The sequence below is a fragment of the Paenibacillus sp. ALE2 genome (assembly GCF_054113385.1).
In genome coordinates, this window is record NZ_CM134213.1 from 349,252 (window position 1) to 374,381 (window position 25,130).

A 25,130-nucleotide genomic window follows, 5' to 3' on the forward strand; every position below is an offset into this window, starting at 1 on the left:
AAAAGTGGTTGTTGACCCCCACAGTAGATTAGTATTCTTTCTTCATTATACACAATTTGAATGCTTATTCCCTTGGTCATCGAATTCTTTATTTGAAGACGTTAAAAAAAGGCTACAGCAGTTGTGCCGCAGCCCTTTTTCAACAATTATCAGTTATTCAAGTGTATATTCACCTATTCCTAAGGCTCAATTCCCCATACCAGCTTATCGTTGTGGAACAATGTTACTTTGTTCCATTCAGCATAAGAGGTTTTGGTTGGATCGAAGGAATAGTCATTGGATTCGTTCAGATTAGACCAGTCGCTATTGTTCATGCGGATCTGAATATCACCTGTTTGCGCCCCAGCAGCAAGCGTGCCGGCAGCAGCACTGAATCCAATTTCAATATAGTTGTCTTTAATGGTACGCAGCACGTTATCATTACCTACTTGCGCCCAGTCTACCGCAGATTGCAGCTCTTGGCTGCCATCTTTCGTGAAGTAATAGCGGATTTTAAGCTCGCTCAACTTCACTGGTGTTGTCCCTTTATTTTTGAGGTTAAAGAAAGGCTTGGCAGCGTTATTCGCTGGATCCGTGTCCCCAGCACGATACATTACAACCAGATCACCTGTTGGATCTGTAGGATTCGTTGGATCTGTCGGTGTACCTTTTGGCTCAGCGCTTACCGTTGTGGAATCCTTACTTGTTCCTTTCGCATTCGTAGCACTTACAACATAGAAGTAAGTTGTTCCGTTCGTCAGTCCCTTATCCGTGTACTCTCTTTCCGTTACAAGAGGCGCAACGGCTGTAAAAGGACCTGCTTCGCTAGTAGCACGTTTTACCGTGTAACTCTCGGCACCAGTAGACGCATTCCAAGTCAGCGTTACTTGAGCATTGCCCACAACAGCCTTTAAGCCTGACGGTACTGCTGGAGCAGTAGGCGCTGGGTCTACACCACCAGTGGAAGGCACGATTGCAGGGTACGCATTTTGTACCAGCATTACAAACTGATCGTGGAACCATGCTCCTGAAATAGGTGCATTCGGCAAAGCATCTGTTAATGTGCCATCCTTGGTTGTATAGGTAGGATCACACATACGGTCAAAGCCTTTACCCTCATCGTTCGGGATGAGTGAGCTGGAACCATCGGAATCCCCTGGAGGTTTCGCCCAGACATAGGCATCGATATGACCAGCTGGAGCCGTTTGTGGCGGCGTTCCCATACCTGCTCCGCTGTTATTACACCAGTTACCACGGTGTGAGCGTTTGTCTACACGACCGGAGTTTACATAGGAGTTAATATCATTGCCGACTGCGGAAGTCGGACGGTTAGGTCCTCCCCATCCATTACGGCCTGTATCAATTAACATACCGAGTGAGCTCGGCCAGCCTGCGCTGACAAAATCTCTATGCAAGGACTCTGCAAAATCCGATTCATCGAAATTAGGATTCCATTCGTAGTACTTGGACGATTTGATTGGCTGCCCACCGATATTCAGGTTTGGATCAGGCAAATTAGGTTCTGTCAGCGGTGAAGTATTGGCTGTATTCGTGATAAAGCCATCTACACTGGACAGACCTTTGCTCGTGTCTTTGAAAATAGTTGTAAACAGGGATACCGTTGCTGAACGGTTGTTATCCCAGCCTAACCAACCAGAGTGACCGATATCTACGTATTTGTACACGTTAGGAATCTCGTTCAGCTTATTCATTGTGTATTTAACACCAGCTTCGTAAATCCCTGTGGACTTGGCTTGCGCACATTTCGGATCATCCAGATTGGTTACCAGATTTGGCAAGCTATCCGGTTCAATAATCGCAATGATACGAATATCCTTATATTTGGGATTTGCAAAAATAGAAGCTATTTTGTCAATATAATCCTTTTTATAAGTTTCCAGACCTGCCTGGGTCAGCGGCAATTCACCATTGGAAGCCAAGGCATGACAATCCCGTCCGGGCAGATCATACACAATGAACTCCGCCGTAATCGGTGTGTTGCCTTTCTTTTGCGCCAATACTTGGTCCAAATGTGCCTCCAAGCCAAGCTTGCCTCCACCGCCGTTAATAGCGGCGATACGATCAAGCCAAACGGCTGTCGGGAATGTTTTGACCGTTTGCATTTTTGCCTTCAGATTCGCATCCGTAACCTTGGCAATCGATGTGTCGACACTAGCCGCATAATCAGGGCTAACGTATTTTGTCGCCCCTTGGTAAGGATTATCGACATGGGATTCTGCATGTATTTTATCCGTAAATCCTGCACCTGGTAGAAAGCTGCTTGCGACGAGTGATAGCGCAAAAGCATACTTCATTCCTTTACGAAGCACTTGCTTTGTTTTCAATTGCTTCACCTATCTTTCCGTAGATTTTGTTGAATCTTCCTATGTCGGCACCTGATTGTTATATGATTAAATGTGTGTTACGCCTACTCTCTCCCTAGAAAAAGTAGCGTTCATAGTTGCGAAAGGTAAGCGCTTTCTATTTGTTCATGCGCTCACATTTTTCCCCTTTTTGTCACCTCCTATGTTAGATTATAGTGAGCTGGAAATCTGCTGTAAATTGAATAAATTAAGGACTACAATTATTAATTCGGCATATGAATTGCCACACCGACGGTTCGGCATGGTCTCTCTTTTTTTGAGATTGGTTCTATCATTTGTTGAACTTCCCTGCTATGACAAGCCCTCAGGAGATTCAAAGTCGACAGTAAAAGTGTGGATTCATAAAAAACAAGACTGTATTCTTTAATTTCCGTCAGCCCAAATCGACAAGGATAAACTTTAGGCTGCTATCTACGCCAATCGTTAACCTATCGACAGCAAAAAAAGGATGTTTCAGGCCTACGACCATGAAAACACCCTTTTATTGTTGTTCAATCCCCCTCTGCTCATTAGCAGGTCCATGGAATGAGCGTTACTGCAATTGTACCAAATAGTTGTTACGCATTGCTGTTCTGTACTTTTTCGCGATCCTTGCCTTTGTCAGATTGTCCTGCGTTTTTATTGGCAGCATCCCGATCCAGCTGCATTTCTTCAACTGTCTTCACCTTAAGCCGTGCTGCTCCCTCATAAGGTCGGGTTGGAATCAGATCGTCTGTAGCCAAGCGTTGGCGCGCCTCGGCAATCGCTGCCCCGTATTGCGGCAACCATGCTTCCTGTGCCACCAGCATCTCATCGACCAGCTGCCAAATTTCTTTCGGATTACACACCGCGCCCACTAACGGGTCCATCATAAACGCTTGGCGCAGCAGCTTATCGTCTCCATGTACAGCCGCTTCAACAGCCAAACGCTGAACGGAAATACTAACATTGCACACGGCAGCAGGACCCAGCGGCAGTTCTCCAACTTGCGGCATAGAAATACCGTTCCGATCCACATATCCAGGAGCTTCAATAATCGCATCGTCCGGCAAGTTGGAAATTACACCGTTATTTACCACATTAAAGTGCCCCCGGTACACACGCCCGGTTTCCAGGCTTTCAATAATGTATGAGCCGTGCTCTTCACCTCGATGCTCTGCCTTGTAGTCCAGTGGATCTTCCTTCATCCAGTTAGGGAAATCTGTTTCAAACCAGTTACGTCCTTCCGTACATACACGCAAATAGCCGCCTGTTTCTCCGTTGATCCAGTTGCCCAGATCAATCCAGTCCAGAATTTCATTCGGACGCTTCCGATACCAAGGCACATATTCACTGAGATGACCATTCGACTCTGTGCTGTAATAGCCAAAACGACGAAGCATATCGATGCGTACCTTTTCGGTGCGGCTAAATTCAGGATGTTGTTCAAATGCCTCCAGCAGTCCGGCTGTCAGATCCTTACCCTTATGCGAGGCCTGAATGTACCATGTTTGGTGATTGATTCCGGCGCATACAATGTCCACATCCTGCTTCTCCAGACCGTACGCCTCGGCAATTTGGTGATGCCCATTCTGGACGCCGTGACATAGACCAACCGTACGCACGCCACCGTACTTGTTGCAGGCCCAGGTCATCATCGCCATTGGGTTCGAGTAGTTCAGCAGCAGCACATCCGGTGCACTTAACTCACGGATATCTTTGCAAATCTCCAGCATTTCAGCGATACCACGCTGGCCATACATGATGCCTCCTGCACATAATGTATCGCCCACGCATTGATCCACACCGTATTTTAGCGGAATATCCACATCGGTCGCAAAGGCTTCCAGACCGCCGACACGGATTGTACAAATGACGTATTTGGCATCCTTTAGAGCTACCTTTCGATCCGTAGAGGACTGTATTTGTATGGACAACCCATTCTCACGAATATCCCTCTGACACAGTTCAGTAACCATATCCAGATTGTGCTGACTGATGTCCGTAAAAGCCACTTCAATATCGTTAAACTCCGGTACTGATAACAGATCTCGCAAAATTCCACGGGTAAAACCGATGCTTCCTGCTCCAATAAAAGCTACTTTAAATGACACGGCATTCAACCTCCGGTAATTAGAATTGTAATATACCGTCATTGTAGCAATATGCCTGTAGAAAGCGTTATCAAAATCATGACCAGATTCGTACTTAGGTGTCAAAAATCCTAACTTTCGCATCAACAGATGCTACTTGCCGTTGACGAAGCTGCGTGTGCTTCTCTTGTTTACTGTATAATGAGTTGTGTCTCTAAATATTCCCAAAGGAGCAAGACATGTCAAACCGTAAATGGACATTTATCCTTATTCCCGTCTTCCTGCTATTTGCCTGGCTGTTGTTTCAGTTCACTCTGTCTTCTCTTCAAATTCACCAATTTGCAGAACAATTGAAGACGGTTTCACCAAACGACGGGGGTTCCGATACAAAAGTGGTATTGATATCGCAAGAGCTGGACAATTATTATTGGCGGTCCATTGAACAAGGAGCTCGAAAGGAAGCGGAGCAGTACGGTATGAGGCTCGATTATATCGGACCGGACCGCATTAATCCGTCCGAGCAGATCAAACTGCTGGATAAAGCGATCGCCGCCAAGGCAGATGCGATTCTGGTTCAAGGGATAAATGATCCAGAGTATCGACGATTAATCAACAAGGCTGCCGCACTTGGCATACCTGTCATCACGATCGATACGGATGAGCCGGACTCCCGAAGGCTGGCCTACGTCGGAACGGATAACGAAGGAGCAGGAAAACAGATGGGCATGCTGTTGGCGAAGGCCTCTGGGGAGCATGGCGATATTGGAGTTATGATCAGCAGCGAGCGCGTCGAGAATCAGCGGCTCAGGCTTGCGGGATTTCGTTCTGTGATCAGCCGCTATCCCAAGCTCCGCATTGTGGAGATTCGCTCCTCAAATATTTCACGGCTTCAGGCAGCCCAGCAAGCTCAGAACATGCTCACCCATTATCCGCAGATTCACTACATGGTCGGATTCAGTGCGCTGGACGGCCTTGGCATTCTGGAAGCCTCGGAGCGGCGCGGCGTGCGGAATTTGCAGATTTTCGCTTTTGACGATATGGCCGAGACGTTGAAAGCTATCAAACATCGCAAAATCGAGCTCACCCTTGTTCAACAGCCAATGGAAATGGGGGCTAAGGCTATAAAATTGCTGAATGTTTATCTAAAGGGACATGATCCCCAGGAATTAACATACACCAGGGTATATGAAGTGCATGCGGACACTCCCGACAACATGTCTGGAGATGACAGACGATGACGATCAGAACGAAGTTGCTTCTGTTCATCCCTCTTCTAGTTGTGTTCGCCAATATCATCGCTTACTTTGTATTCCAAAGCGGGAAGGTCGTCCAACAGAGCTACGATGAAATGCTTGGCCGAATTCTTCTCATCGAGCAAACCTCCGAATCGGCGGAGAGCAACTTAAATCTCCTCTATACCTATCTGCTCAATCCAAGAGACGATACGGGTGTGCAGGGCCCGACGGAATACCAATTGAAACAGCTGAAAGGCAGAATCCAGGAAGTCTCTGACTCGACCGATCCTTCTTTTGCCGAGGAGGACTACATGAATCTGTTAGCCACATTTCTTGAACAGAAGCAAGCTGCAGTTCTGGATGCAAAGGCACAAGATCCTCAATCGGCTTTTGAGCATTACATTGAAGCGGAGAAAACCGTCGGCTATATTCATGAGGAGGGCCAGCGACTGATCGATGCTGAACTGGCTTATTACCGGCCGCTCATCGAGAACATTCGGAACAAGAATGAGCAAATGAACGGCTTGGGAGTGGCGTTGTTCGGCATGAACGCGCTGATGGGGGTTTTGCTTGCCATCTGGGTCTCGCGCAGCATTACGGGCCCTGTCGGCAGACTAGTCGGACTGGCGAAGCGAATCGCCACAGGTGATCTGAATATCGAGTCCCAACCGCGGCGAGATGACGAGCTAGGCGTATTGGCAGACGCCATTTTGCAAATGTCCGCTGATTTGAGCATCCTTATCGAAAAGGATAAACAGAGTCTGGAAATGCGGCGGCTTGTGAAAGAGCTAGAGCTTTTGGCTCTGCAAAATCAAATTAACCCGCACTTTTTGTTCAATACCTTAAATGTGCTCTCCAAACTGGCGATCCTGGAAGGGGCGGAGAAGACCAGCGACCTGATCGTTTCGCTGTCCAATCTATTACGGTACAGTCTGCAAAAGCTGGACAAACCCGTAACGCTCCAGGAAGAACTAGACCATATAAGCGAATACGTAACCATCCAGCAGGCGCGTTTCCGGGACAGAATTCGCTTTGATCTTCACTTTGACGCTTCCGTGCTTCAGCAGCAAATTCCAGCCTTGACGATCCAGCCATTTATTGAAAACGCCTTTCTTCATGGTGTAGCTGATATGGAAAACGGAGCCATTATCACATTGACGCTGTCGAGAGCGGGCGAAGATGTGCAAATTGAAATTTCAGACAACGGAAAGGGTATGACGGAGGAAACCCGACTGTCCGTGCTCCGTTTAGAAGGTGGAGCTGAAAGCAGCAGTTCAACAGGACTTGGAATGCAAAACGTGTTTAGGCGGCTGCAATTGTTCTACGAAAAGGAAGGAATGGTTGAAATCCGAAGCCATATCGGATTAGGTACTACCATAACAATACGAATTCCAGTCAAGAAGGAGAGTGAGCAGACGAATGTATCGGTTGTTGATCGCGGATGACGAAGCTTTGGAGAGGGAAGGACTGGAATTGATAGTGGAACGGGCAATGCCGGGGGTATTTCGGTTTATTCATGCCGACAACGGCCGCATGGCCATCGAATGTGCGGAAGAGCACCGGCCTCATATTGCCATTCTGGATATCAACATGCCCGGAATCGACGGGCTTGGGGCGCTTCGTGAATTAAAGGAGCGTCTTCCTGATACCCGTTTCGTGCTCGTCACCGCCTATGATTATTTTGCTTATGCACGTGAAGCGCTCTCTTTGGGCGTAAAAGAATATATTCTGAAGCCAGCGAAGCGAGAACTAATCATCAGTACACTGAAACGACTGATTGAAGAAATTGAATGCGAGAAGCGAGCACGCACGGAAGAATTGGAGCTTAGGCACAAAATCTCACAGCTGATGCCGCTCGCAGAAAATGAGCTGGCTTTAATGCTTATGGTCGACCAGACGGTGGATTCGAGCGCTTCTCAACTGTCGGAATGGCTGGACTTTCCTCTTGATCAGGGAAGCGCCATCATTGCTGCCTTTGAAGGATATGCAGACGAGCAGGACAAAAAGAAAATTTACGATCATTTCCGAAGCTATGTAAAAACACATGGCCCCAATTCCATTGTGAGCTCCCTGATCGACCATCATGTGGCCACTTTTTTACAAAAGCCGCCTGCCACCAGCGAAAACGACTGGCAACAGCGGATTAAGCATCTTGTTCAACAGCTCTCCGAGCTGGCCCAGCAGCAATTTGGCATAAAGACAGCTATTGGAATTGGCTCGCTTCATAGCGGCGAGGAAGGACTTCGAAAGTCCTATTTCGAAGCCGTTTTTGCCTCCACCCTACGCAAGCGCGATGGAGGTTACTGCCACTTTGATGAGCTGAAGTCGTCAGAGGCTGGAAACTCCTCTGTGCTTGCCGTCAAAGAGGAGAATGGAATGCTTCAGCAGACGTACGTCATGTCAGCATTACAACGGATACGCGAACAGCGGGAGGTTCAAACACTGACTATGCTGGGCAGAGCAAAGATGTATATCGAGGAACGGTTCAACGATGACCTTTCACTGGAAGAAGTGGCTGATTTCGTCCACTTGAATCCTCACTACTTCAGTAAAATTTTCAAACAGGAATATGGAGAAACGTTCATCGACTTCGTAACCAGGTTAAGGATTGATAAAGCTATTTCTTTGATTAAGGAGGGCAACCTTGCCCTGAAGGAAATCAGCTTTGAAGTGGGTTATAAGGACCCGAACTATTTTAGCCGTGTCTTTAAGAAGATAACGGGCGTTCCTCCCACGGAGTTCAAAGGTCAAAAATCGTAGAGTTTCGTCCATGCCGACCATCGGCATGGATTTTTTTAAGCTCGAATGACAAGGTAATGCTAGATTTATCCCCTCCGTCTCCAATTCGGGAAGCGAAGCCAAAATCGTGCGTGAAAAGGTCCGTTTATTGAAGACGATCACCAGCCTTTCTTTTATAAGCGCATGTTATACTTCTCCTCGAAGAACGGAATGAGGTTCTAGGAATCTGGAGGGGAGATGATCATATGGGAGTAATCATCCATAATGAAAGCGCTCAACAGAAAGCGCTTCAATCAGAAAAACCCAATATGCTTTTTGTGACGTTGGTATCCATCGTAGCTGCGCTTGGAGGCATACTGTTCGGTTTTGATATCGCGGTAGTTTCGGGAGCAGTTGAATTCCTACAGCAGCGTTTTTCGCTGAGCGAATTTCAGGTCGGTTGGGCAGTGTCGAGTCTGATTGTAGGGAGCATCACGGGTGCGGCTCTCTCCGGCTACATGAGTGAAAGGATCGGCAGAAAAAAGGTATTGCTGGCCGCCGGATTTTTATTTGTCATCGGCTCGATCTGCTCTGCAATTCAAGATACGTTCACCGGGTATGTTATCTTTCGTATGATCGGCGGCGTCGGCATAGGAATCACTTCCACTATTTGTCCGGTGTATAACGCGGAGATCGCTCCCGCCAAATACCGTGGCCGTTTGGTTGCTTTAAATCAGCTGGCGATCGTAACGGGTATTTTCCTTGTTTATTTTCAGAATTCGTGGATCGTCAGCCTGGGGGATGAAGCCTGGGGTATCTCAACAGCCTGGCGCTGGATGTTCGGAGTAGGAGCTGTTCCGGGACTGATCTTTATGCTCCTGATGCTCTTCATACCCGAAAGCCCGAGATGGCTTATCAAAAAGAATCGGCCTTATGAAGCGCTGCCAATTCTGCTGAAAATCCACGGTGAAGAAGCTGCTAAACAGGAAGTACTTGATATCAAGGAATCGTTCAAAAATGAGAATGACTCATTGAAACAATTGTTCGCTCCCGGTATTCGGGTCGCTCTCTTTATCGGTATCATGCTCGCCATTATGCAGCATATTACCGGCATCAATGCCATTTTGTATTATGCACCGGTTATCTTTAAAGGAATGGGGCTCGGTACGGACGCTTCTTTGACCCAGACCATCTGGATCGGGTTGATCAATGTGTTGTTTACCATCGTATCCGTATGGCTGATCGACAAAGCGGGACGAAAAGTTCTACTAATGATCGGTACCTCGCTGATGACCCTCTGCTTGATCATTATTGGAGCCGCATTCAAAATGGGTCTAACCACTGGACCGCTCGTGCTCATCATGATATTGATCTACGTGGCCTCCTACGCTATATCACTTGGGCCAATCGTATGGGTCATGATCTCGGAGATCTTTCCGAACCGCATTCGCGGCAAAGCTGTCGCCATTGCTTCGATGGCATTATGGGCCGGCGATTATCTGGTCTCCCAGGCATTCCCCCCTCTGCTGAGTTCAGCTGGTCCGTCCGATACCTTCTGGATATTCGGAGCCATCTCGCTGTTCGTCGTAGTCTTTATATGGCGTAAAGTTCCCGAAACCAAGGGGAGATCGCTTGAACAGATGGAAAATATGTGGCTCGAAAAATGATCCAAACTTTAGCTCTCAAGAAGCCCAATACGTTTTATAGTGCTTGAAATCACACGACCTCTGAATTCATACCGACCTAAATCGGTAATGGTTCAGAGGCTTCTTTTTTAGCTTCCACCCTCCTCCGCATAATTCCTCACATCGCGCTCGACGGCGGTGCGGTATTCAACAGGAGTTTTGCCTGTGTGCTTTTTAAACAACATGTGGAAATACTGTCTGCTGGCGACGCCAACATAATCGGCAATTTCCTGAATGGGAATGTCCGTTTGCTGAAGCAGCATACAGGCCTTGTCCATTCGCAGCATCGTTAAATACGCGGTAAGCGTTAGCCCCGTATGTTTTTTGAAAATTCGATGCAAATACCCTGGGTGCAGATTGACGGCTGCGGCCATGTCCTTGACTGCAATATCCCGGTCATAGTTCAGATGGAGAAATTCAATGCATCGCTTGACGTACATATCCGTTTGCTGCGTATTGCTGCGCTCTGCCTCTTCCCGTAAACGTGCAATTCGTACAAGCAATTGCATAAAAAGCATTTCTGCCATGGCACCCGGCTGTTCTTTACGTTGATCCAGCTCCAGCACGAGACTTTTGAGCGCATAATATACCTCTTCCGGGTCTGATAGCACCAGATATGGGAATGGACGCGACATAAAGGCTGTGACTTCCTGCTCCTCCGCTGCTATTTGTTGGATAGATGGTCCTACCCTCACCCCTTCCTTAAAGCCAAACTCTACATTCAGCATCCGGCACGGTTGTTCTCCTTCCACCACCAACCGATGCGGGACGCCTGCATCCAGCATAATAAACTCGCCTTTGCGCAGCGTAATGCTTTCTTCCGTATTCTTTCCGGTTTGTACATCTATCCTGCACAAGCCAGAAATCATATACATAATTTCAGTGGAATGATGATCGTGGTAAGACATCGTATAGTCACGCCATTGCTTGTAATAGTAAGCAAAAAAACGGGGAGTATAATCCCCGTCCCGCAGTCCTGGCTCAAACAGACTTCCGTTCATCCCCGCACCTCCGCAAAATAAATCAGGCTAATATGGCAACGTATATGTACCCGTTCTATTTTCACAGTTTAGCAGACTGAGCCTTGTTATTCTATTGTGTCCACCTGTCTTAAACAGAGGATTCATCACTTTCTGTACTTAAATATTGAACCAGCATCCCTACAAATCGGTTAGCCATTTGTACATCCTGAGATTCGCCACTCCAATCTTCCTTGGGAGTCAAACTCATTTTCTGGAGTAACGCCATCATAGACGTGAAGATAAAATGCGCAGTCTTTAGCGGTTCAGCATCCGACTTTAAGGATCCATCTTGGATTCCAGCTTCCAGAGCATCTATCAGGAAATGTCGTTCCTTTCCTTGGCTAACAAAATGTTTATATCGTTCTTTGAGTTCTTCATTTGAATCATAAGCTTCGTAATGCAGGTCGAATAACAGAATAAACTTGATGAAATCTGGATGTCGCCCCGCATAATCAATCCATGCATCAAGCATCGAAGTAAGCATCTGCTTACCATTCATTTCGGCTGTAGGTGCTCTTCTAACAAATTCAGTCATGCTTTCAAGGATCTCCATTTGGACCTCAAAAACCATTTCATTCATGGACTGAAAATGCTTATAGAATGTAACCCGGCTTACACCAGCCACATGGCATACATCCTTAATATTCACTTTGAGAAAGCTCTGCTTCATAAAAAGTTCCTTCGCAGCCGCAATAAGTTCTTCCCGATTTTTGTTTTTCAAGTTCTGGTGCCAGTTCTCAGTCATTAGCAACCATCCGTTTCTCATTTTTTGATGTTTGAAAGGTTAAGAAAAGGGCAGATACAAGGATGAGTGCACCAAAAATATAAGGAATATGAATGTGTTTGTCAAACAACAAACCCGCTAAAATAGGCCCCAATATACTGCCTAGGCTGGTATACGTCGTATTCAGTCCGGCGGCATATCCTTGACGATCTCCAGCCGAGTTGGCAATCATTGTACTTACTGTGGGCCTTAAGAAGGCATTAAAAGCAAAGAACAGAGCCGATACCACCAGCAGATAACCTAAATTGATCTTAATAAGCATGAACAGTAAAGCAATGGCTGTCATGATTAAAGAGAGGCGTATAAGCTTCATCTCGCCAAGTCTCTTGATGAGGTAATCAAGCAGCCATACCTGCACCACGATGCCTATTATGGCACCAACCGTAATGATCATTGAGATTTTAGTGGCATCAAAACCGTATTTTCGTTCCACAAAAAGAGCATACACCGTTTCGTAATTCATCAAGCCTAATGTCATGATCAATATGAGGAGAAGATAACGAAAATAGGACGTTCGAAATGAATTCAGAATTTGCTTTCGAATCGGCTCCCTACGGACCCGTTGGCCAACGGGTTTTCGTTGTTCCTTGGGCAGTGTCTCTGGCATATATAAGCTAAGCAGCGTTGCTACAAGTCCAAGTCCACCAGCAAAAAAATAAGGCACCCTAATGCCCAACTCAGCGATCATACCGCCTAACCCCGGACCAAGTACCATCCCCAAATTCATGGAAGCACCCAAGTACCCCATTCCTTTAGCGCGAGTTTCAGGAGTGGTAATATCAGCGACATAGGCCATATTGGAAGGAACCATTAATCCAATACCTATCCCTCCAATAAACCGAGCAATATATAGAAGGGGCAATGTCGTAGATACAGCAAACATGAGATCCGAAATGACGGTTAAAAACAGACCGGTGATGATCATTGATTTACGCCCGTATCTATCCGAAAGTTGCCCACCCAGAGGTGAAAAAATAAACTGTGCTGCTCCAAAAGCGGCAATAAGATACCCCGCAGCAGCTCCTGCCGCATTAAATTGTTTCAAATATTCAGGCAGAATGGGAATCACCATGCCTTGACCCAATAAAGCAATAAACAGATTCAGCATCAAAATGAAAAGCGGAAATGTAGCAGACTTAGGTAAGCTGCTCATGTTTGTAACCCCCTCCAATGGTTTACACTTTGTAATCCTTTACTATGTGTAAACCATATTAGTTGAATTAGGGGGCTTTGTAAATAAAAATACAGAACCTAATGCAGGACTTACACATAAGGCTCCCGTTTTGCAAACTCTTGCAGCATACCTCTTATTTGTTCTACCAATATAGCAGGTGCTTTCTGGGGTGAACCCGTGTCAAACGGAGGCTGAGGATCATATTCCAAAATCAATTGGACTCCCTTACTCATATCTTCTCCCAGTTCCCATGCGATGAGCTGGAGTGCCATGTCAATACCAGAGGAGACACCAGCTGCTGTAACGATTTTGCCCTGACGGACCACTCGCTCATCTGTTGGAATGGCTCCAAGAGATTGGAGCAGGTCTAAGGAACCCCAATGACTTGTGGCTATGGTTCCATTTAACAAGCCTGCGGCGCTTAAAATCAGAGAGCCATTACAAACCGATGTGGTCCATTTTGTAGCTTCATGTATTTGGCGAATCCAATTTAATGTTTCTTCGTCATTCATTGGAGTTTTATAATTTGGCGGACTGCAACCTGGAATAACAAGAATGTCAGCTGAAGGTACTTCAGAAAAACTATAATCGGCATGCAAATAGCCCATGTTTGAGTCCAGTTTGACTAACCCTTTTTTCTTAGCGACAAACTTCACTTCACATTTCAGTGTAGCAGCAAATACATCATATGGACCTATGGCATCTAATGCTGTGATTCCATCGAAAAGCATGATGGCGACTTTCATGAGGATCTCTCTCCTTTGAGGCGAAATTTTATTGTTGCACGCCCATGTTAACATACATATACGGGGTATGGGTATACTAATTAAATGTGAAATCAGTAAGTATCTCAATTTCAAACGTCTCTGATCACAAATACGGATTGTGCAATATCTATGTAAAGTCTTTAATTATACATACCTATAAAAAGGCATACTTAAAGGCCACCCCACGGTAGCCCTTTTTAAGTATGCCTGTAAGTCTGTTGATCAAGCCAGCTTATGAGCTTTGTTTTCTCAACTGACCATAATATAAATTACTGTAAAAGCCTTTGTGAGCCAGCAACTCCTCATGAGAACCTTGCTCCTCCAAACGACCGTCCTTTAAGACCAAAATCCGGTCAGCCTGACGAATGGTATTCAACCGATGTGCAATAACGAAACTTGTTCGCCCCTGCATGAGCCGTTCCAGTCCTTCTTGAATTTTCATCTCGGTGATGGTGTCAATGCTGCTGGTCGCCTCGTCGAGCACCAGGATAGAAGGGTTGGCCAAAATCGCACGAGCAATCGCCAGCAACTGCTTTTGCCCTTGACTGATGCCGCTACCGTTCGCTTCCAGCACCTTGTCGTACCCGTCCTTCATCCGCATGATAAAGGAGTGGGCGTTGGCCAGTTTCGATGCTTGTTCAACCTCCTCATCAGTGGCATCCAGCCTGCCGAAGCGGATATTTTCACGAATGGTCCCCTGAAACAGGAAGGTGTCCTGTAGCACAAACGCCATACGGGAGCGCAAGCTTTCACGCTCTATGGTCGTAATGTCACGCCCGTCCAGCGTAATCGTTCCCTTGTCTGGGCTATAGAATCTGGAAAGGAGCTGGATCAGTGTCGTTTTTCCTGCCCCGGTCGGGCCGACGAGCGCGATCATTTCACCAGGTTTAGCTTCAAAAGAGATGGCTTCCAGCGTAGCGTTTCCCTCATCATAACCGAAGAAAACATCCGTAAACTGTACAGCTCCCTCCACATGCTTCACCTTTACTGCGCCGCGTTCATCCTTGGACTCTTCGTCTTCGTCCAATATTTCAAATACGCGCTCAGCTCCGGCAATGGCGGACAACAGTGTATTCCACTGGTTAGCCAAATCGTTCAGCGGTCTAGTGAACTGACGAGCATATTCTACAAATACGATAATCGTCCCTATCGTAATCGAGCCGCGAATGGCTAAAATCCCGCCAATCCCTGCTACAATAGCAAAGCTGAGATTATTCAGTCCGTTCATCAGTTTAGGGATAAAGCCTGAAATCGTTTGTGCCCAGAAACCCGACAGCCGAATACGGTCATTACGCTCACGAAAACCACGGATGACTCTCTTCTCCTGTGAAAATGCCTTGATAATCTGCTGACCGGACAGCGTTTCTTCAATGTATCCGTTCAGTTCGCCCAAGTTCTTCTGCCGTTCCTTATATAAAGGCCCGGTGCGGCGTGTAATCCAGCGCATCCCGGCTGCCATTAACGGCACCACGATAAAGGTTAACAGGGTCATCAGCGGGCTTAACCACAGCATCACAGTGAGTGTACCGATTAACGTCAATATGCTCGAAAAAATCTGAATGGCTGAGCTGTTCAGCGTAGAACTGACATTTTCGATATCATTGGTCAGACGACTCATAATTTCTCCCTGCTGACGTTTGCCGTAGAAAGGAATGGGGAGTCGATGCAAATGTGAAAACAGATCGAAACGCATGCGGTACACCGTCTCTTGGGCAATCTCGATCATCCAAATATTTTGCAGCCAGGAGGTCAGCGAGTTCAGTAGATACACAGCCCCTAAACCTATGAGAAAATAAATCCACGTGCGTCCACCCGGCCCTTCGAGAAAATCATCCACCGCTACACCGACCAGATATGGAGCCAACAGCGACAGCCCGGAGCTGAGCAACACCATGAACAGGACCAGCATTAGCTTGGCCTTGCGACGGGCCAGATAAGCCCATATTCGCCCTACCGTGCCAGACCAGTTCTTCGCTTTGGCCTTGCGTCGTCCTTCAGCGCCAGCCGGGTTTCGCAGCACACCGGACGGCGGTGTAGGCTGACGGAACGGTTCAATGAGTTCCTTGAACATGCGACTCCTCCTTTCCGTATTGTGATTCAAAGATTCGTCGATACAAATCCGAGCTATCCATGAGATGATCATGGTTTCCACTAGCTATCAGGCGCCCTTCATCCAGCAGTAAAATCTGATCTGCTGATGCAGTTGAACTAATCTTCTGCGTGATGAGAAATGTCGTACAGGACAGGCCATCGAGTGCATTCAGCAATGCGGTTTCCGTCCCCACATCCAGCGCACTTGTGCTGTCGTCCAGAATCAGCACTGCCGGCTGGCGCACCAGTGCGCGGGCAATCGACAGCCGCTGCTTCTGTCCGCCGGACAGATTAACACCACGCTGTCCGAGCATGGTGTCATAGCCTTGCGGCAAGCGTTCAATCATAGGATGGATTTGTGCTATGCGCGCGGCTTCCTGAATCTGCTCCAGACTGGCATGCTCCAGCCCCCAGGCAATATTATCCCGAATCGAGCCGGTAAATAGCAGCACCTCTTGGGGGACATAGCCAATCGCCTCACGTAGTATGGAGCCATCCATTTGACGAGCGTCCTTTCCGTCAAAGCGCACATGACCTTCATCTTCTTCATATAGACGTGTAATCAACTGTACAAGTGAGGATTTGCCCGAACCAGTAGCTCCCATAATAGCGATTCGCTCACCCGGTCGTGCCTTAAAGGATATGTCCTTTAATACAGCCAAATCACTGCCCGGATAATGAAAGCTCACCCGATCCATTTCCACCTGTCCCTCAATACGTATATCCTGTGTTGGAACACCCTTCAGCTCTCTCCCCTCTTCATTAGGTGTTTCCAAAACCTCTCGAATCCGCCCTGTAGATGCAGTAGCCCGGGAAAATACCACAACGATACCGGATAAAGCAGACAAAGCTCCAATTGTCCGCAGGGAATAATTAACGACTGCAACCACCTGTCCTACACTGGCATCTCCAGTGGAAATTTGACCGCGCCCAAACCAAAGTACTGCAATAATCCCTGCATTCATCGTAAACAAAATGAACGGCATCGTCGTTTCTGTCCAGCGTAGAGCGGACACCGTCCCTTTCATCAATTCACTTCCGTAATGAGCAAAACGTTCAATTTCATGTCGCATCCGCACAAAAACCCGGATAAGCCGAATGCCTGTCAGATTCTCCTGAATTACTCCATTAACGTCATCCAAGCGCCGCTGGACACTTTTAAACAAAGTGACAGTCCTCCGCATCATCACCAGCACAAATACGAACAGCACCGGGGCCATAACCGCCAGTAGCAGCCCAAGCCTAAAATGTACAACCAAGGCCATCACAATACTGCCGATCACCACCAGCGGAACTCGTGTCATAAATCGCAGGCTCATAAATACCGTATCTTGTACTTGCGTAACATCTCCCGTCAGGCGAGTAATCAGCGACGAAGTAGCAAACCGTTTGAACACTGGATAAGAAAAGGATTGCACCTTTTGATATAGCTTTTCCCGCACATCATAGCCAAAACCCTGACTTGCATGTGAAGCAAAAAAGGAACTGGATATCCCTGCCATAAAAGCGATAACGGCACTGCCCACCAGTACACCGCCCCATAACCAGACGACAGGCAAATCCTGCTGTCGAATGCCCTCATCTATGATTTTGGAGATCAAATACGGCTGCGATAACTCTACCGTCAATTCCAGCAACATCATCACGAGCGCCGCGATAGCTGGAACCCGATATTTTTTTAGAAAAGTGAACATCATCCCCACAAGCATTCCTCCAATTGCCTTAGCCGTCCTTCCAGATCAGCGTCTAATCAAAACCTGCTGTAACACCATATATACGCACTTTATATAGCACTATATTTTATTATACCCTCCTACAGGTCTTCGTTTAACCAGCAATTTGCAGGCTCCGGCTAAAAAAGACGCAAAAAAGAGAGCTCGTAAAATACAGCTCTCTTTCAAAAATACGAAATTCAAATCAGACTTTTTGGACCCTTACATTTTGGTAAAAAGCTTGCCCTCCAAATACATTGATACCAAAATGCCCTGCGGCAAACGTACCATCTTCCAAGTCGATTACCTGTTCATCGTCTATCTCTATACGAAGGCGTAATCCTTTTGCTTGGATTTTGATATGATAGGTTACTCCCGGAAGTACAAATCTTGGAACCTTGGTCAGCACCTGTTGTTCCTCGAATCGCCCTTCTTTTTTATAAAAAAGGCGAATGGATTTCATGTTCGGATCCAAATTGAAATAATAGCCACTCGACCCGTCCGCGTTGGCACGGAAAATCATGGAGCCAGCACTCCCATTTCCATACAGCTTCATATCAGCCTCATACGTAAAATCTTCCGCCTGCTCAGAAGCCATATAATTCGCATCGCTAATATAGCTTCCGCGCATACCATCCGTCGTCACCATCCAGCGGGATGCGGAGACATCCGGCACCCAACCTGAAAGGTTGGTATAAAACTTCCCGCCATGCACAGTGACAGAGGTACTTGCTCTTACCGTATCTCCTGGGATGGAGGCTGTAACAATGGCTTCTCCAGGGGAAAGTGCCTCCGTGATCGCGTAGCCTTCATTTGACGAGATCACCTTGACGACTGCGGGGTTGCTGGATTCCCAATTCAGCAAATGTTCTTTTCTCCCGGAATGATCCTCCACACTCGCATACAGACGTTTCGACTGTCCTTCCGCAAGCTCCAGCTGTGTGTAATCCATGATCAGTCTGATGGATGAAACCTCTGTAACCCTCCAGCGATTGTGTAGCGCATACACATGAAGAGAAACAATTTTCACCTCACCACCTTGAGCATAGAAGCTCATCCCTCTACGCGCCGAATCTGGAAAAATGATATCAGAAAATACGACTTCTCCATGGTTACCAAACACCTCGACTGAGGATTCGTCCACAAATATACGCATTTGAATTCGATTCCCGACCGGTGCCAGCGATTCTTCATGAAGCGTTGAAAATAGAGGAGAGAAATCAGTAAGCCCTGATTCAGCACGGTTTACAAACATGTGTTGTACATCTGTTTTATAGCCGACTACCGTTCTTTGCTCACCGCCTTCCCGTACGCAAAACCCAAAAGTCGATGCCATCCCAACGGAAGGAAATTCGAACTCCGCCTCAATCTCATAGGCACCCGCCTTTAAACCTTCCAGTATATTCGGAGAAGATTCCGTGATACTTGCATGTTCTAGCGAAAATAAATGAGAACGTAGCGAAGTCAGTTCGGATATCGGATGCTGTATCAAGCGTATGCCTTCATGGGTTGTTTTTAACGATAACTCTCTCGGGATGCTGAACTGCCCCTTCCAGGGTGAAGTTGGGAAGCTGAACGGGTAGTCCCAATTTGTCATCCATGCCAGCATGATACGCCGCCCGCAGGGCATATTGGAGAAAGACATCGAGGCATAGAATTCCTTGCCCCAATCGGTTTTCAACACCTTCCCCGGCGGAAGATCATTTTGAAATTTGCCATCAGATGTCAGTTCACCGATAAAATATTCCGCATCCGAGCCTTGAGTGTTCGTGCTGGCTCCAGTACTAATCATTAGCACCCATTTAGAGGTGTTGCTCTTGTCTACCGCGAGCGGGAATAGATCTGGGCACTCCCATACCCCGCCCCGTATATAATCACCATAGCCAAAGTTATCCGTCCAGCTCCAATCTAATAGGTTGGCGGAGGTAAAGAAGCGGATATGGTCACCTCCCGACACGACCATAATCCAGCGCTGATGCGCTTCATCCCATACCACTTTCGGATCACGAAAATCCCAGTTGCCAGGATCGTTTTCATTTTGGCCCGGATTCTCAATTACAATTGAATTGTTTTCGGGGTATTGCCATGTCCGTCCCCGGTCTGTGCTGTAAGCAAGGCCAATTCTCTGGTTTCCCTTGGGCTGATCGGGATTATAGGAGGTGTAATATGCAATCAGCCCTTTTCCGCCATAGTCGCTGAACAAGCCGGAAGTATTGGTGAGATCAGCTACAGCCGAGCCGGACCAGATATGGCCCAAATCATTCCACTTTAATGCCAAGGGAAGCCTTTTCCAATCCAGCAAATCCAGACTGACCGCATGTGCCCATTGTCCACCATCCTGATGAAACAGGTGATATTCTCCCTCGAAATATACCAATCCGTTCGGATCGCTGGCCGAGCCTCTGGCAGGGGAATAATGATACTGCGGGCGATATTTTTCTGTATAGTAATTCGAGACGGAGGTAAGGTAGATATCCTGAAAATAAGCCGTACCCCCAGTTGCCTTCATACCTATAAAACCACTGGAATAACTGTTATCCACAATGTCAATCGCCGCAGGCGTGTAGCCATCTATAAACACGCGAATTCGCTCTTCATATGTGATGATTTCCAGACTATATTTACTGCCCGATGTATTCGGATACACCATGACAGAGCTTGTAACCAACGCTCCATTCGCCTTTCTCAGATGTACCCGAACCTGCTGATCCTCACGTTGCACAGAAGCAACATATCCCTCTGTACCCTTCGGATTCCCTCTGAAAAATAGCCCTGCTTCCATTCCCGGTTCAGAAGGATTCAGCGTCACACTACCTTCCATGACCAGATCGGCAGCTGTCGTACTAAATATTTTCAATGCTCCTTCAGAACTTGTTCCCTCAGCTTTTTGCCCTTTGAGGTCCGGTTGCCATTTTCCACGGATCAAGAACGGTTCATCTACATTCGTATCCATATCACTGACTTGAATGTTCTGAAATAATGCCGACCCATTCCAGACATTCAGTCCCAAATATCCTGATGCATACGTCGTATCGACCACATCTATAATCGGGCGATATCCTTCATCCCAGTACACTTTAAGCTGCGAGCCTTCTACCTTTACCTTGAGATGATAAATATCTCCTTTTTGTAATTTTACCTGCCGTTCCTCTTTGAGTCTTTTGATATCTCCAGCAGCATCGCGCAACCGTAATAATCCAGCAGCTGGCACGATTTGAAGCATATAGGAAGAACATCCGTCCTCACTGGAACGGAAAACTAGGGTAGCATCTGCCTGTATGTCTGTGACCATCACATCCGCTTCAAAAGTAAAATCCTGTGATGTGGTTCCAGACATAGCCATCACGTTTTCCTGTGGCTCCGATCTTAGCAAAAGTCCCTGAACGTTATCTTCTATGCGTCCCTTCCCTTTAATCTGCCAATCCGTCAGGTTCGTTCGCGTGTTTGTGAGCTCTATCCTCATCGCCAATTTCCTACCTTCCAGTACGGATTATGAAGAAAACCTCATTTTAGCGCATAAAGCTCCAGCGAAAATAACGTAACCCGCTCTTCTGCTGCGAATATTTCAAGACCCTTAGCTTCTGCATCAGGAAATATTAAATCGGTAATGGCTACCTGTCCGCGATCGAAAAACACTTCGATAGACGAGCGATCTACATAGATACGGATGTCCATGCGATCCGGTAAGATTGTTAATGAGGCTCCATGTTTGCCTGCAAAGTCTTCATGAAAATCCGAGCGACCAGACCGTGTCCGGTCCACGTATACCTCCTGCGTGGCAGAAGTGTAACCGACGAGTGTTTCTTGTTCATCCGATACCCGCACTTTAAAGCCAAAGTCTCCAGTGGTTGCAAATTCAGCCACAAGTTCGTAGCAATCCAGCTGCAAGGAAGACAATGCGTTTCGCACTTCCTCCCAAGATGGTTCTGTGAGTGAGAGGACAGGGGTTCTTAATCCCTCCAGCTCCCGAACAGGGCGCTGAACAAGCGCAACTGTGCCCTTTCTCGTTTCCAGTACGAGTTCTCGCGGAATGGACATGGCACCTCTCCAGCGCTCCGTCGGTGTCTGATTGGCATATCTCCAGTTGCTCATCCAGCCCATAAACAGGCGTCGTCCGTCCTCTGCCGGGATATCCGACCAACACACACCTGCGTAGTTATCTCTGCCATAATCGAGCCAGCGGACTTTTTCACTTTCCGCATCTGCCACAAATGTTGTCCCATCAAATTCACCCGTAAAATACTGTGTTCTAGACCCTTCCCGAATCCCCGGGGTATCGCCAATGCTTACGAGCATGACCCACTTCACCTGTTCGCGTTTCTCATCAACATATAGCGGAAATAAATCCGGGCATTCCCACACCGCATCATGACTACCGATGCCGTGTCCAAATTCACTGGCAAAAGTCCATTCCTTCAGATTCGGAGAATGATAGATTCGAATCGTCTGACCGCAGGCCAGCACCATCACCCACTGCTCTGTAGGTTTGTGCCAAAACACTTTCGGGTCCCGAAAATCAATGTATTCCTTATCCTCCAGCACCGGGTTGCCTGTGTATTTAATCCAAGTTTTCCCTGAATCGGTACTATAGGCAAGGCTTTGGCACTGCCGCACCTGTTCCGTCCCCGGAAGCGAATGATGATGGGTGAAAATGGCTACCAAGCCCGGCTTGCCGCCAAAAAATCCGGATGTATCCTGTTCATCCACTGCAGCGCTCCCGGAAAAAATCGTTCCTAGCTCATCCGGCTCCAAGGCAATTGGCTGCTCCTCCCAATTCATCAAATCAGTGCTGACAGCATGCCCCCAATGCATAGGTCCCCATGTGGTGCCAAACGGATGATGCTGATAAAACAAATGATAGCGCCCTTCATAATAAACCATTCCATTCGGATCATTCATCCATCCGCTTTTTGGTGAAAAGTGATAGGATGGGCGGTATTTCTCTTGCCTAATCACGTTCATATACTCATCTCCCTCGAAAAAAGATTCATTTACTTGTGCTTCTGTCATAGCCCGCTTGCTTGATTTGCAACCATTCCTGTAATCCCAGACTGTTCAGCTCCTGCAAATATTCCGGCCACTCCTCTTCGACCTTACCGTTCTGATACCATTCCGTACGTTTACGGAGAACATAGGCGAATAGATCGGTTTCAATAGTCGACAAACGATCCAGCTCATCGATAGAGAAGAATACTTTAGGATAATTATGATCCGCTTGCATATGCGGAACCATCACCTTTTTGAGCAACCCCAATCGCCATGTCGCATCTTCCGGCTGGGTTGTGTATTTTCCGTAGTATTCATCCAATACAGCTAACGGTCCACCAATGTTCGTCTTTTGTCTGATTTCCACCGGAGCCGAGCCTTCCAGCGGCAGATGCTTCAGCATTCCCTTTGCCGTATCATACTCAAAAATATTCTTCTGCTTGGTATCCCCGTAAGTTCCCCAGTTGTTCTGTATAGACTGGATCGGATCATACAGCTGGTCAATCCACTTGGCAGTCGCCTCCAGCTTCTTATTAGCACTGGTGATCACCATGCGCCCGCGATCGAAGCCGATGCCATTCGTCCGTGTAACATTCACATGTCCATCCGGTCCAGCCAGCGGCGGCATGAGATCGTATTTTTTATTCGGGCCTGTAATATTGGCCTTATCCCATGTAAAGTACAGACCATAGCGGTGATCCTTCCCTTTGGCCAGATAAGTGTTCCAATCCTGCTGGGAGGACTCTATGTCCACCAGCCCTTCCTTGTATAAATCATGAATATATTTGACGGCTTCCTTATATCCGTTATCCGCTGCTGTAAATACGACTTTTCCATCGTTCGTCACTACTGTGTGATCCCAGTTCTCTCCCAGCCCAAAGGACCCGTATAAAAAGGCCAAATCCTCGCCGCCAGGCTTATCTATAAACGATAATGGAATCTCATCCGCCTGCCCGTTGCCGTTGGGGTCCTTTGTTTTAAAGGCAATTAGGACCTGCTTCAGCTCTTCGGTCGTTGTTGGCATGGACAAGCCCAGCTTGTTCAGCCACTCCACATTAATCCACGGCAAATCATCCACAGACTGGATCGCTTCTTTTCCTGTCCCCAATTCTTCAATCCACGGAAAGGAATAAATATGTCCATCCGGCGCAGTCAACATCGCTTTATATTCCGGGGATTGCTCCAATACCTTTTTAAAATTCGGCATATGCTGTTCAATCAAATCCTCCACTGGAATAATGACACCGTCTTTGGCTAGCTTGAGCAAGTCATAATCCGAGTAGCCCGCGTCGAACACTGCATCCGGCAAATCGCCGCTGGCAATGGCCAGATTCCTTTTTTCTACAAACTGGTCACTGGTAAAGTTCTTCCAACGAATATGAATGCCCGTTTTTTCTTCCAGCCGTTTGTTGATCAGCTTGTCGTTCGGATCTGCCGGAGCAAGTGGTGAGCTTTGAGTTAAAAAGTTGAGTGTCACTTTTCCATTCACATCTGTTGCATCGCTTTCATTAGAGGAATTGCTGCTACCGCAGCCGGAAAGAACTAAGATCGCCGCCAGTGCGGCAAATGAGGCAGTTTTGACTGTTTTCATCTGGATGACCTCCATCGGATAATGGTAAAAAGCACATATAGCAAATGAAGTGTGCGGCATCTGTTATTTTAAAGAGCCGACCATAACGCCCTTTTCAAAATACTTTTGGAAAAAAGGATACATCACAAGCAGTGGAAGACTGGAGATGACAATCGATGAATATTTGATCATTTCCGAAAGACGTTTCAGTTCCGCCATTGCTAATTGATCACTAATCATGCCAGGCATCGTCTGGTTTTGGATCAGGATCGATCTCAGCACCAATTGAAGCGGATGCAGCTGTGCATTATCCAGATAAATCATGGCATCAAAATAAGAATTCCACTGACCAACAAAGGCATATAGCGCAATGACAAAAATAATGGGTTTGGACAGCGGCAGGACAATTCTAAAAAATATCGTCCAGTCCGAGGCTCCGTCCACGTTGGCGGCCTCTTTTAATTCATTAGGTACACCTTTGAAGAACGTTCGTGCCAAAATCAGATCCCACACATTGATTGCACCGGGAAGAAGAATAGCCCATACGGTATCCAGCATCCCTAAATTTTTGACCAACAAGTAGGTTGGAATCAGACCTCCACTGAAAAACATGGTGATGATAAACAATGTCATAAAGAAATTTCGCCCCACCAAGCTGTTCACCGATAAGGCATAGCCAGCGCAAATCGAAACCGTCACAGAGATCAAGGCAAAGCATGAAGAATAGAACACCGAATTGGCAAACCCACGGAGCATCGCCGGGTTGGACAAAATTTTCCGATATCCCTCCACACTCCAATCCGAAATACGGAAGGATAGCCCTTTGCTTAACAAAACGGTCGGGTCCATAAACGAAGCAATCACGATATAACCCAAGGGAACTACAATAATCAAAACAGCTAAAGTGAGCACAATGTAATTCACACCTAGGATGAAGCGGTCCAGATTGGAATGTTTGACATGCATAAAGAG

At 47.0% G+C, this 25,130-nt stretch carries 16 protein-coding genes; 4 read left to right on the forward strand and 12 right to left on the reverse strand.

Translation table 11 applies throughout. The features are described from left to right. Nucleotides 1–179: 179 nt before the first annotated feature. Both ACXHJ1_RS01460 and melA read right to left on the reverse strand, forming a co-directional pair. On the reverse strand, nt 180–2,333 hold the full coding sequence (locus ACXHJ1_RS01460; protein ID WP_457905459.1) for a glycoside hydrolase family 6 protein: 2,154 nt from the start codon (nt 2,331–2,333) through the stop codon (nt 180–182). A gap of 587 nt (nt 2,334–2,920) precedes the next feature. Continuing rightward, nucleotides 2,921–4,435: an alpha-galactosidase gene (melA, locus tag ACXHJ1_RS01465; protein WP_457905460.1), complete on the reverse strand. Its 1,515-nt coding sequence runs from the start codon at nt 4,433–4,435 to the stop codon at nt 2,921–2,923. Between the two features lie 218 nt (nt 4,436–4,653). Here melA and ACXHJ1_RS01470 point away from each other — a divergent pair, with 218 nt between their 5' ends. The 4 genes from ACXHJ1_RS01470 to ACXHJ1_RS01485 all read left to right on the forward strand — a co-directional run bounded on the left by ACXHJ1_RS01470 (nt 4,654) and on the right by ACXHJ1_RS01485 (nt 10,034). Continuing rightward, nucleotides 4,654–5,652, forward strand: a complete 999-nt coding sequence (locus ACXHJ1_RS01470) for a substrate-binding domain-containing protein (RefSeq protein WP_017426354.1) — start codon at nt 4,654–4,656, stop codon at nt 5,650–5,652. Beyond that, nucleotides 5,649–7,094: a sensor histidine kinase gene (locus ACXHJ1_RS01475; RefSeq protein WP_457905461.1), complete on the forward strand. Its 1,446-nt coding sequence runs from the start codon at nt 5,649–5,651 to the stop codon at nt 7,092–7,094. Before ACXHJ1_RS01470 ends, ACXHJ1_RS01475 begins: the two co-directional genes overlap by 4 nt. Then, a complete protein-coding gene (locus ACXHJ1_RS01480) occupies nt 7,069–8,409 on the forward strand; it encodes an AraC family transcriptional regulator (protein WP_222821915.1) in 1,341 nt (446 codons plus the stop codon). Before ACXHJ1_RS01475 ends, ACXHJ1_RS01480 begins: the two co-directional genes overlap by 26 nt. Nucleotides 8,410–8,633: 224 nt before the next feature. Then, a complete protein-coding gene (locus tag ACXHJ1_RS01485) occupies nt 8,634–10,034 on the forward strand; it encodes a sugar porter family MFS transporter (protein ID WP_457905462.1) in 1,401 nt (466 codons plus the stop codon). Between the two features lie 107 nt (nt 10,035–10,141). Here the strand turns inward: ACXHJ1_RS01485 and ACXHJ1_RS01490 are convergent, their stop codons facing one another. The 10 genes from ACXHJ1_RS01490 to ACXHJ1_RS01535 all read right to left on the reverse strand — a co-directional run bounded on the left by ACXHJ1_RS01490 (nt 10,142) and on the right by ACXHJ1_RS01535 (nt 25,124). Beyond that, nucleotides 10,142–11,053: a helix-turn-helix domain-containing protein gene (locus ACXHJ1_RS01490; RefSeq protein WP_457905463.1), complete on the reverse strand. Its 912-nt coding sequence runs from the start codon at nt 11,051–11,053 to the stop codon at nt 10,142–10,144. Between the two features lie 109 nt (nt 11,054–11,162). Then, the gene (locus ACXHJ1_RS01495) at nt 11,163–11,819 is read right to left on the reverse strand and encodes a TetR/AcrR family transcriptional regulator (RefSeq protein WP_457905464.1); all 657 of its coding nucleotides are present in this window, start codon (nt 11,817–11,819) and stop codon (nt 11,163–11,165) included. Continuing rightward, complete coding sequence (locus ACXHJ1_RS01500; protein WP_257126746.1) at nt 11,812–13,011, reverse strand: MFS transporter; 1,200 nt, start codon at nt 13,009–13,011, stop codon at nt 11,812–11,814. Before ACXHJ1_RS01500 ends, ACXHJ1_RS01495 begins: the two co-directional genes overlap by 8 nt. A 110-nt stretch (nt 13,012–13,121) precedes the next feature. Then, a complete protein-coding gene (locus tag ACXHJ1_RS01505; RefSeq protein ID WP_457905465.1) occupies nt 13,122–13,778 on the reverse strand; it encodes a DJ-1/PfpI family protein in 657 nt (218 codons plus the stop codon). Between the two features lie 253 nt (nt 13,779–14,031). Next, complete coding sequence (locus tag ACXHJ1_RS01510; RefSeq protein ID WP_031463012.1) at nt 14,032–15,870, reverse strand: ABC transporter ATP-binding protein; 1,839 nt, start codon at nt 15,868–15,870, stop codon at nt 14,032–14,034. Then, nucleotides 15,851–17,587 (reverse strand): ABC transporter ATP-binding protein, encoded by a 1,737-nt coding sequence (locus ACXHJ1_RS01515; protein WP_457906151.1) that lies wholly within the window; start codon nt 17,585–17,587, stop codon nt 15,851–15,853. The genes ACXHJ1_RS01510 and ACXHJ1_RS01515 overlap by 20 nt, the downstream gene beginning before the upstream one ends. Nucleotides 17,588–17,807: 220 nt before the next feature. Next, entirely contained in the window at nt 17,808–21,065 is a 3,258-nt protein-coding gene (locus tag ACXHJ1_RS01520) for a GH32 C-terminal domain-containing protein (protein WP_457905466.1), read from the reverse strand. A 41-nt stretch (nt 21,066–21,106) separates the two neighbouring features. After that, nucleotides 21,107–22,564, reverse strand: a complete 1,458-nt coding sequence (locus ACXHJ1_RS01525) for a glycoside hydrolase family 32 protein (protein ID WP_457905467.1) — start codon at nt 22,562–22,564, stop codon at nt 21,107–21,109. 25 nt (nt 22,565–22,589) lie between these two features. Beyond that, complete coding sequence (locus ACXHJ1_RS01530; protein ID WP_457905468.1) at nt 22,590–24,179, reverse strand: ABC transporter substrate-binding protein; 1,590 nt, start codon at nt 24,177–24,179, stop codon at nt 22,590–22,592. Between the two features lie 63 nt (nt 24,180–24,242). Continuing rightward, nucleotides 24,243–25,124, reverse strand: a complete 882-nt coding sequence (locus ACXHJ1_RS01535) for a carbohydrate ABC transporter permease (protein ID WP_013369666.1) — start codon at nt 25,122–25,124, stop codon at nt 24,243–24,245. Between the last annotated feature and the right edge of the window lie 6 nt (nt 25,125–25,130).

Coding starts and splice junctions, on each gene's coding strand:
- ACXHJ1_RS01490 (WP_457905463.1), bottom strand. CDS start 11,053: ATGAACGGAAGTCTGTTTGAGCCAGGACTGCGGGACGGGGATTATACT.
- ACXHJ1_RS01500 (WP_257126746.1), bottom strand. CDS start 13,011: ATGAGCAGCTTACCTAAGTCTGCTACATTTCCGCTTTTCATTTTGATG.
- ACXHJ1_RS01530 (WP_457905468.1), bottom strand. CDS start 24,179: ATGAAAACAGTCAAAACTGCCTCATTTGCCGCACTGGCGGCGATCTTA.
- ACXHJ1_RS01485 (WP_457905462.1), top strand. CDS start 8,634: ATGGGAGTAATCATCCATAATGAAAGCGCTCAACAGAAAGCGCTTCAA.
- ACXHJ1_RS01495 (WP_457905464.1), bottom strand. CDS start 11,819: ATGACTGAGAACTGGCACCAGAACTTGAAAAACAAAAATCGGGAAGAA.
- ACXHJ1_RS01470 (WP_017426354.1), top strand. CDS start 4,654: ATGTCAAACCGTAAATGGACATTTATCCTTATTCCCGTCTTCCTGCTA.
- ACXHJ1_RS01535 (WP_013369666.1), bottom strand. CDS start 25,124: ATGCATGTCAAACATTCCAATCTGGACCGCTTCATCCTAGGTGTGAAT.
- ACXHJ1_RS01510 (WP_031463012.1), bottom strand. CDS start 15,870: ATGTTCAAGGAACTCATTGAACCGTTCCGTCAGCCTACACCGCCGTCC.
- ACXHJ1_RS01475 (WP_457905461.1), top strand. CDS start 5,649: ATGACGATCAGAACGAAGTTGCTTCTGTTCATCCCTCTTCTAGTTGTG.
- ACXHJ1_RS01505 (WP_457905465.1), bottom strand. CDS start 13,778: ATGAAAGTCGCCATCATGCTTTTCGATGGAATCACAGCATTAGATGCC.
- ACXHJ1_RS01480 (WP_222821915.1), top strand. CDS start 7,069: ATGTATCGGTTGTTGATCGCGGATGACGAAGCTTTGGAGAGGGAAGGA.
- ACXHJ1_RS01525 (WP_457905467.1), bottom strand. CDS start 22,564: ATGAACGTGATTAGGCAAGAGAAATACCGCCCATCCTATCACTTTTCA.
- ACXHJ1_RS01520 (WP_457905466.1), bottom strand. CDS start 21,065: ATGAGGATAGAGCTCACAAACACGCGAACGAACCTGACGGATTGGCAG.
- ACXHJ1_RS01515 (WP_457906151.1), bottom strand. CDS start 17,587: ATGATGTTCACTTTTCTAAAAAAATATCGGGTTCCAGCTATCGCGGCG.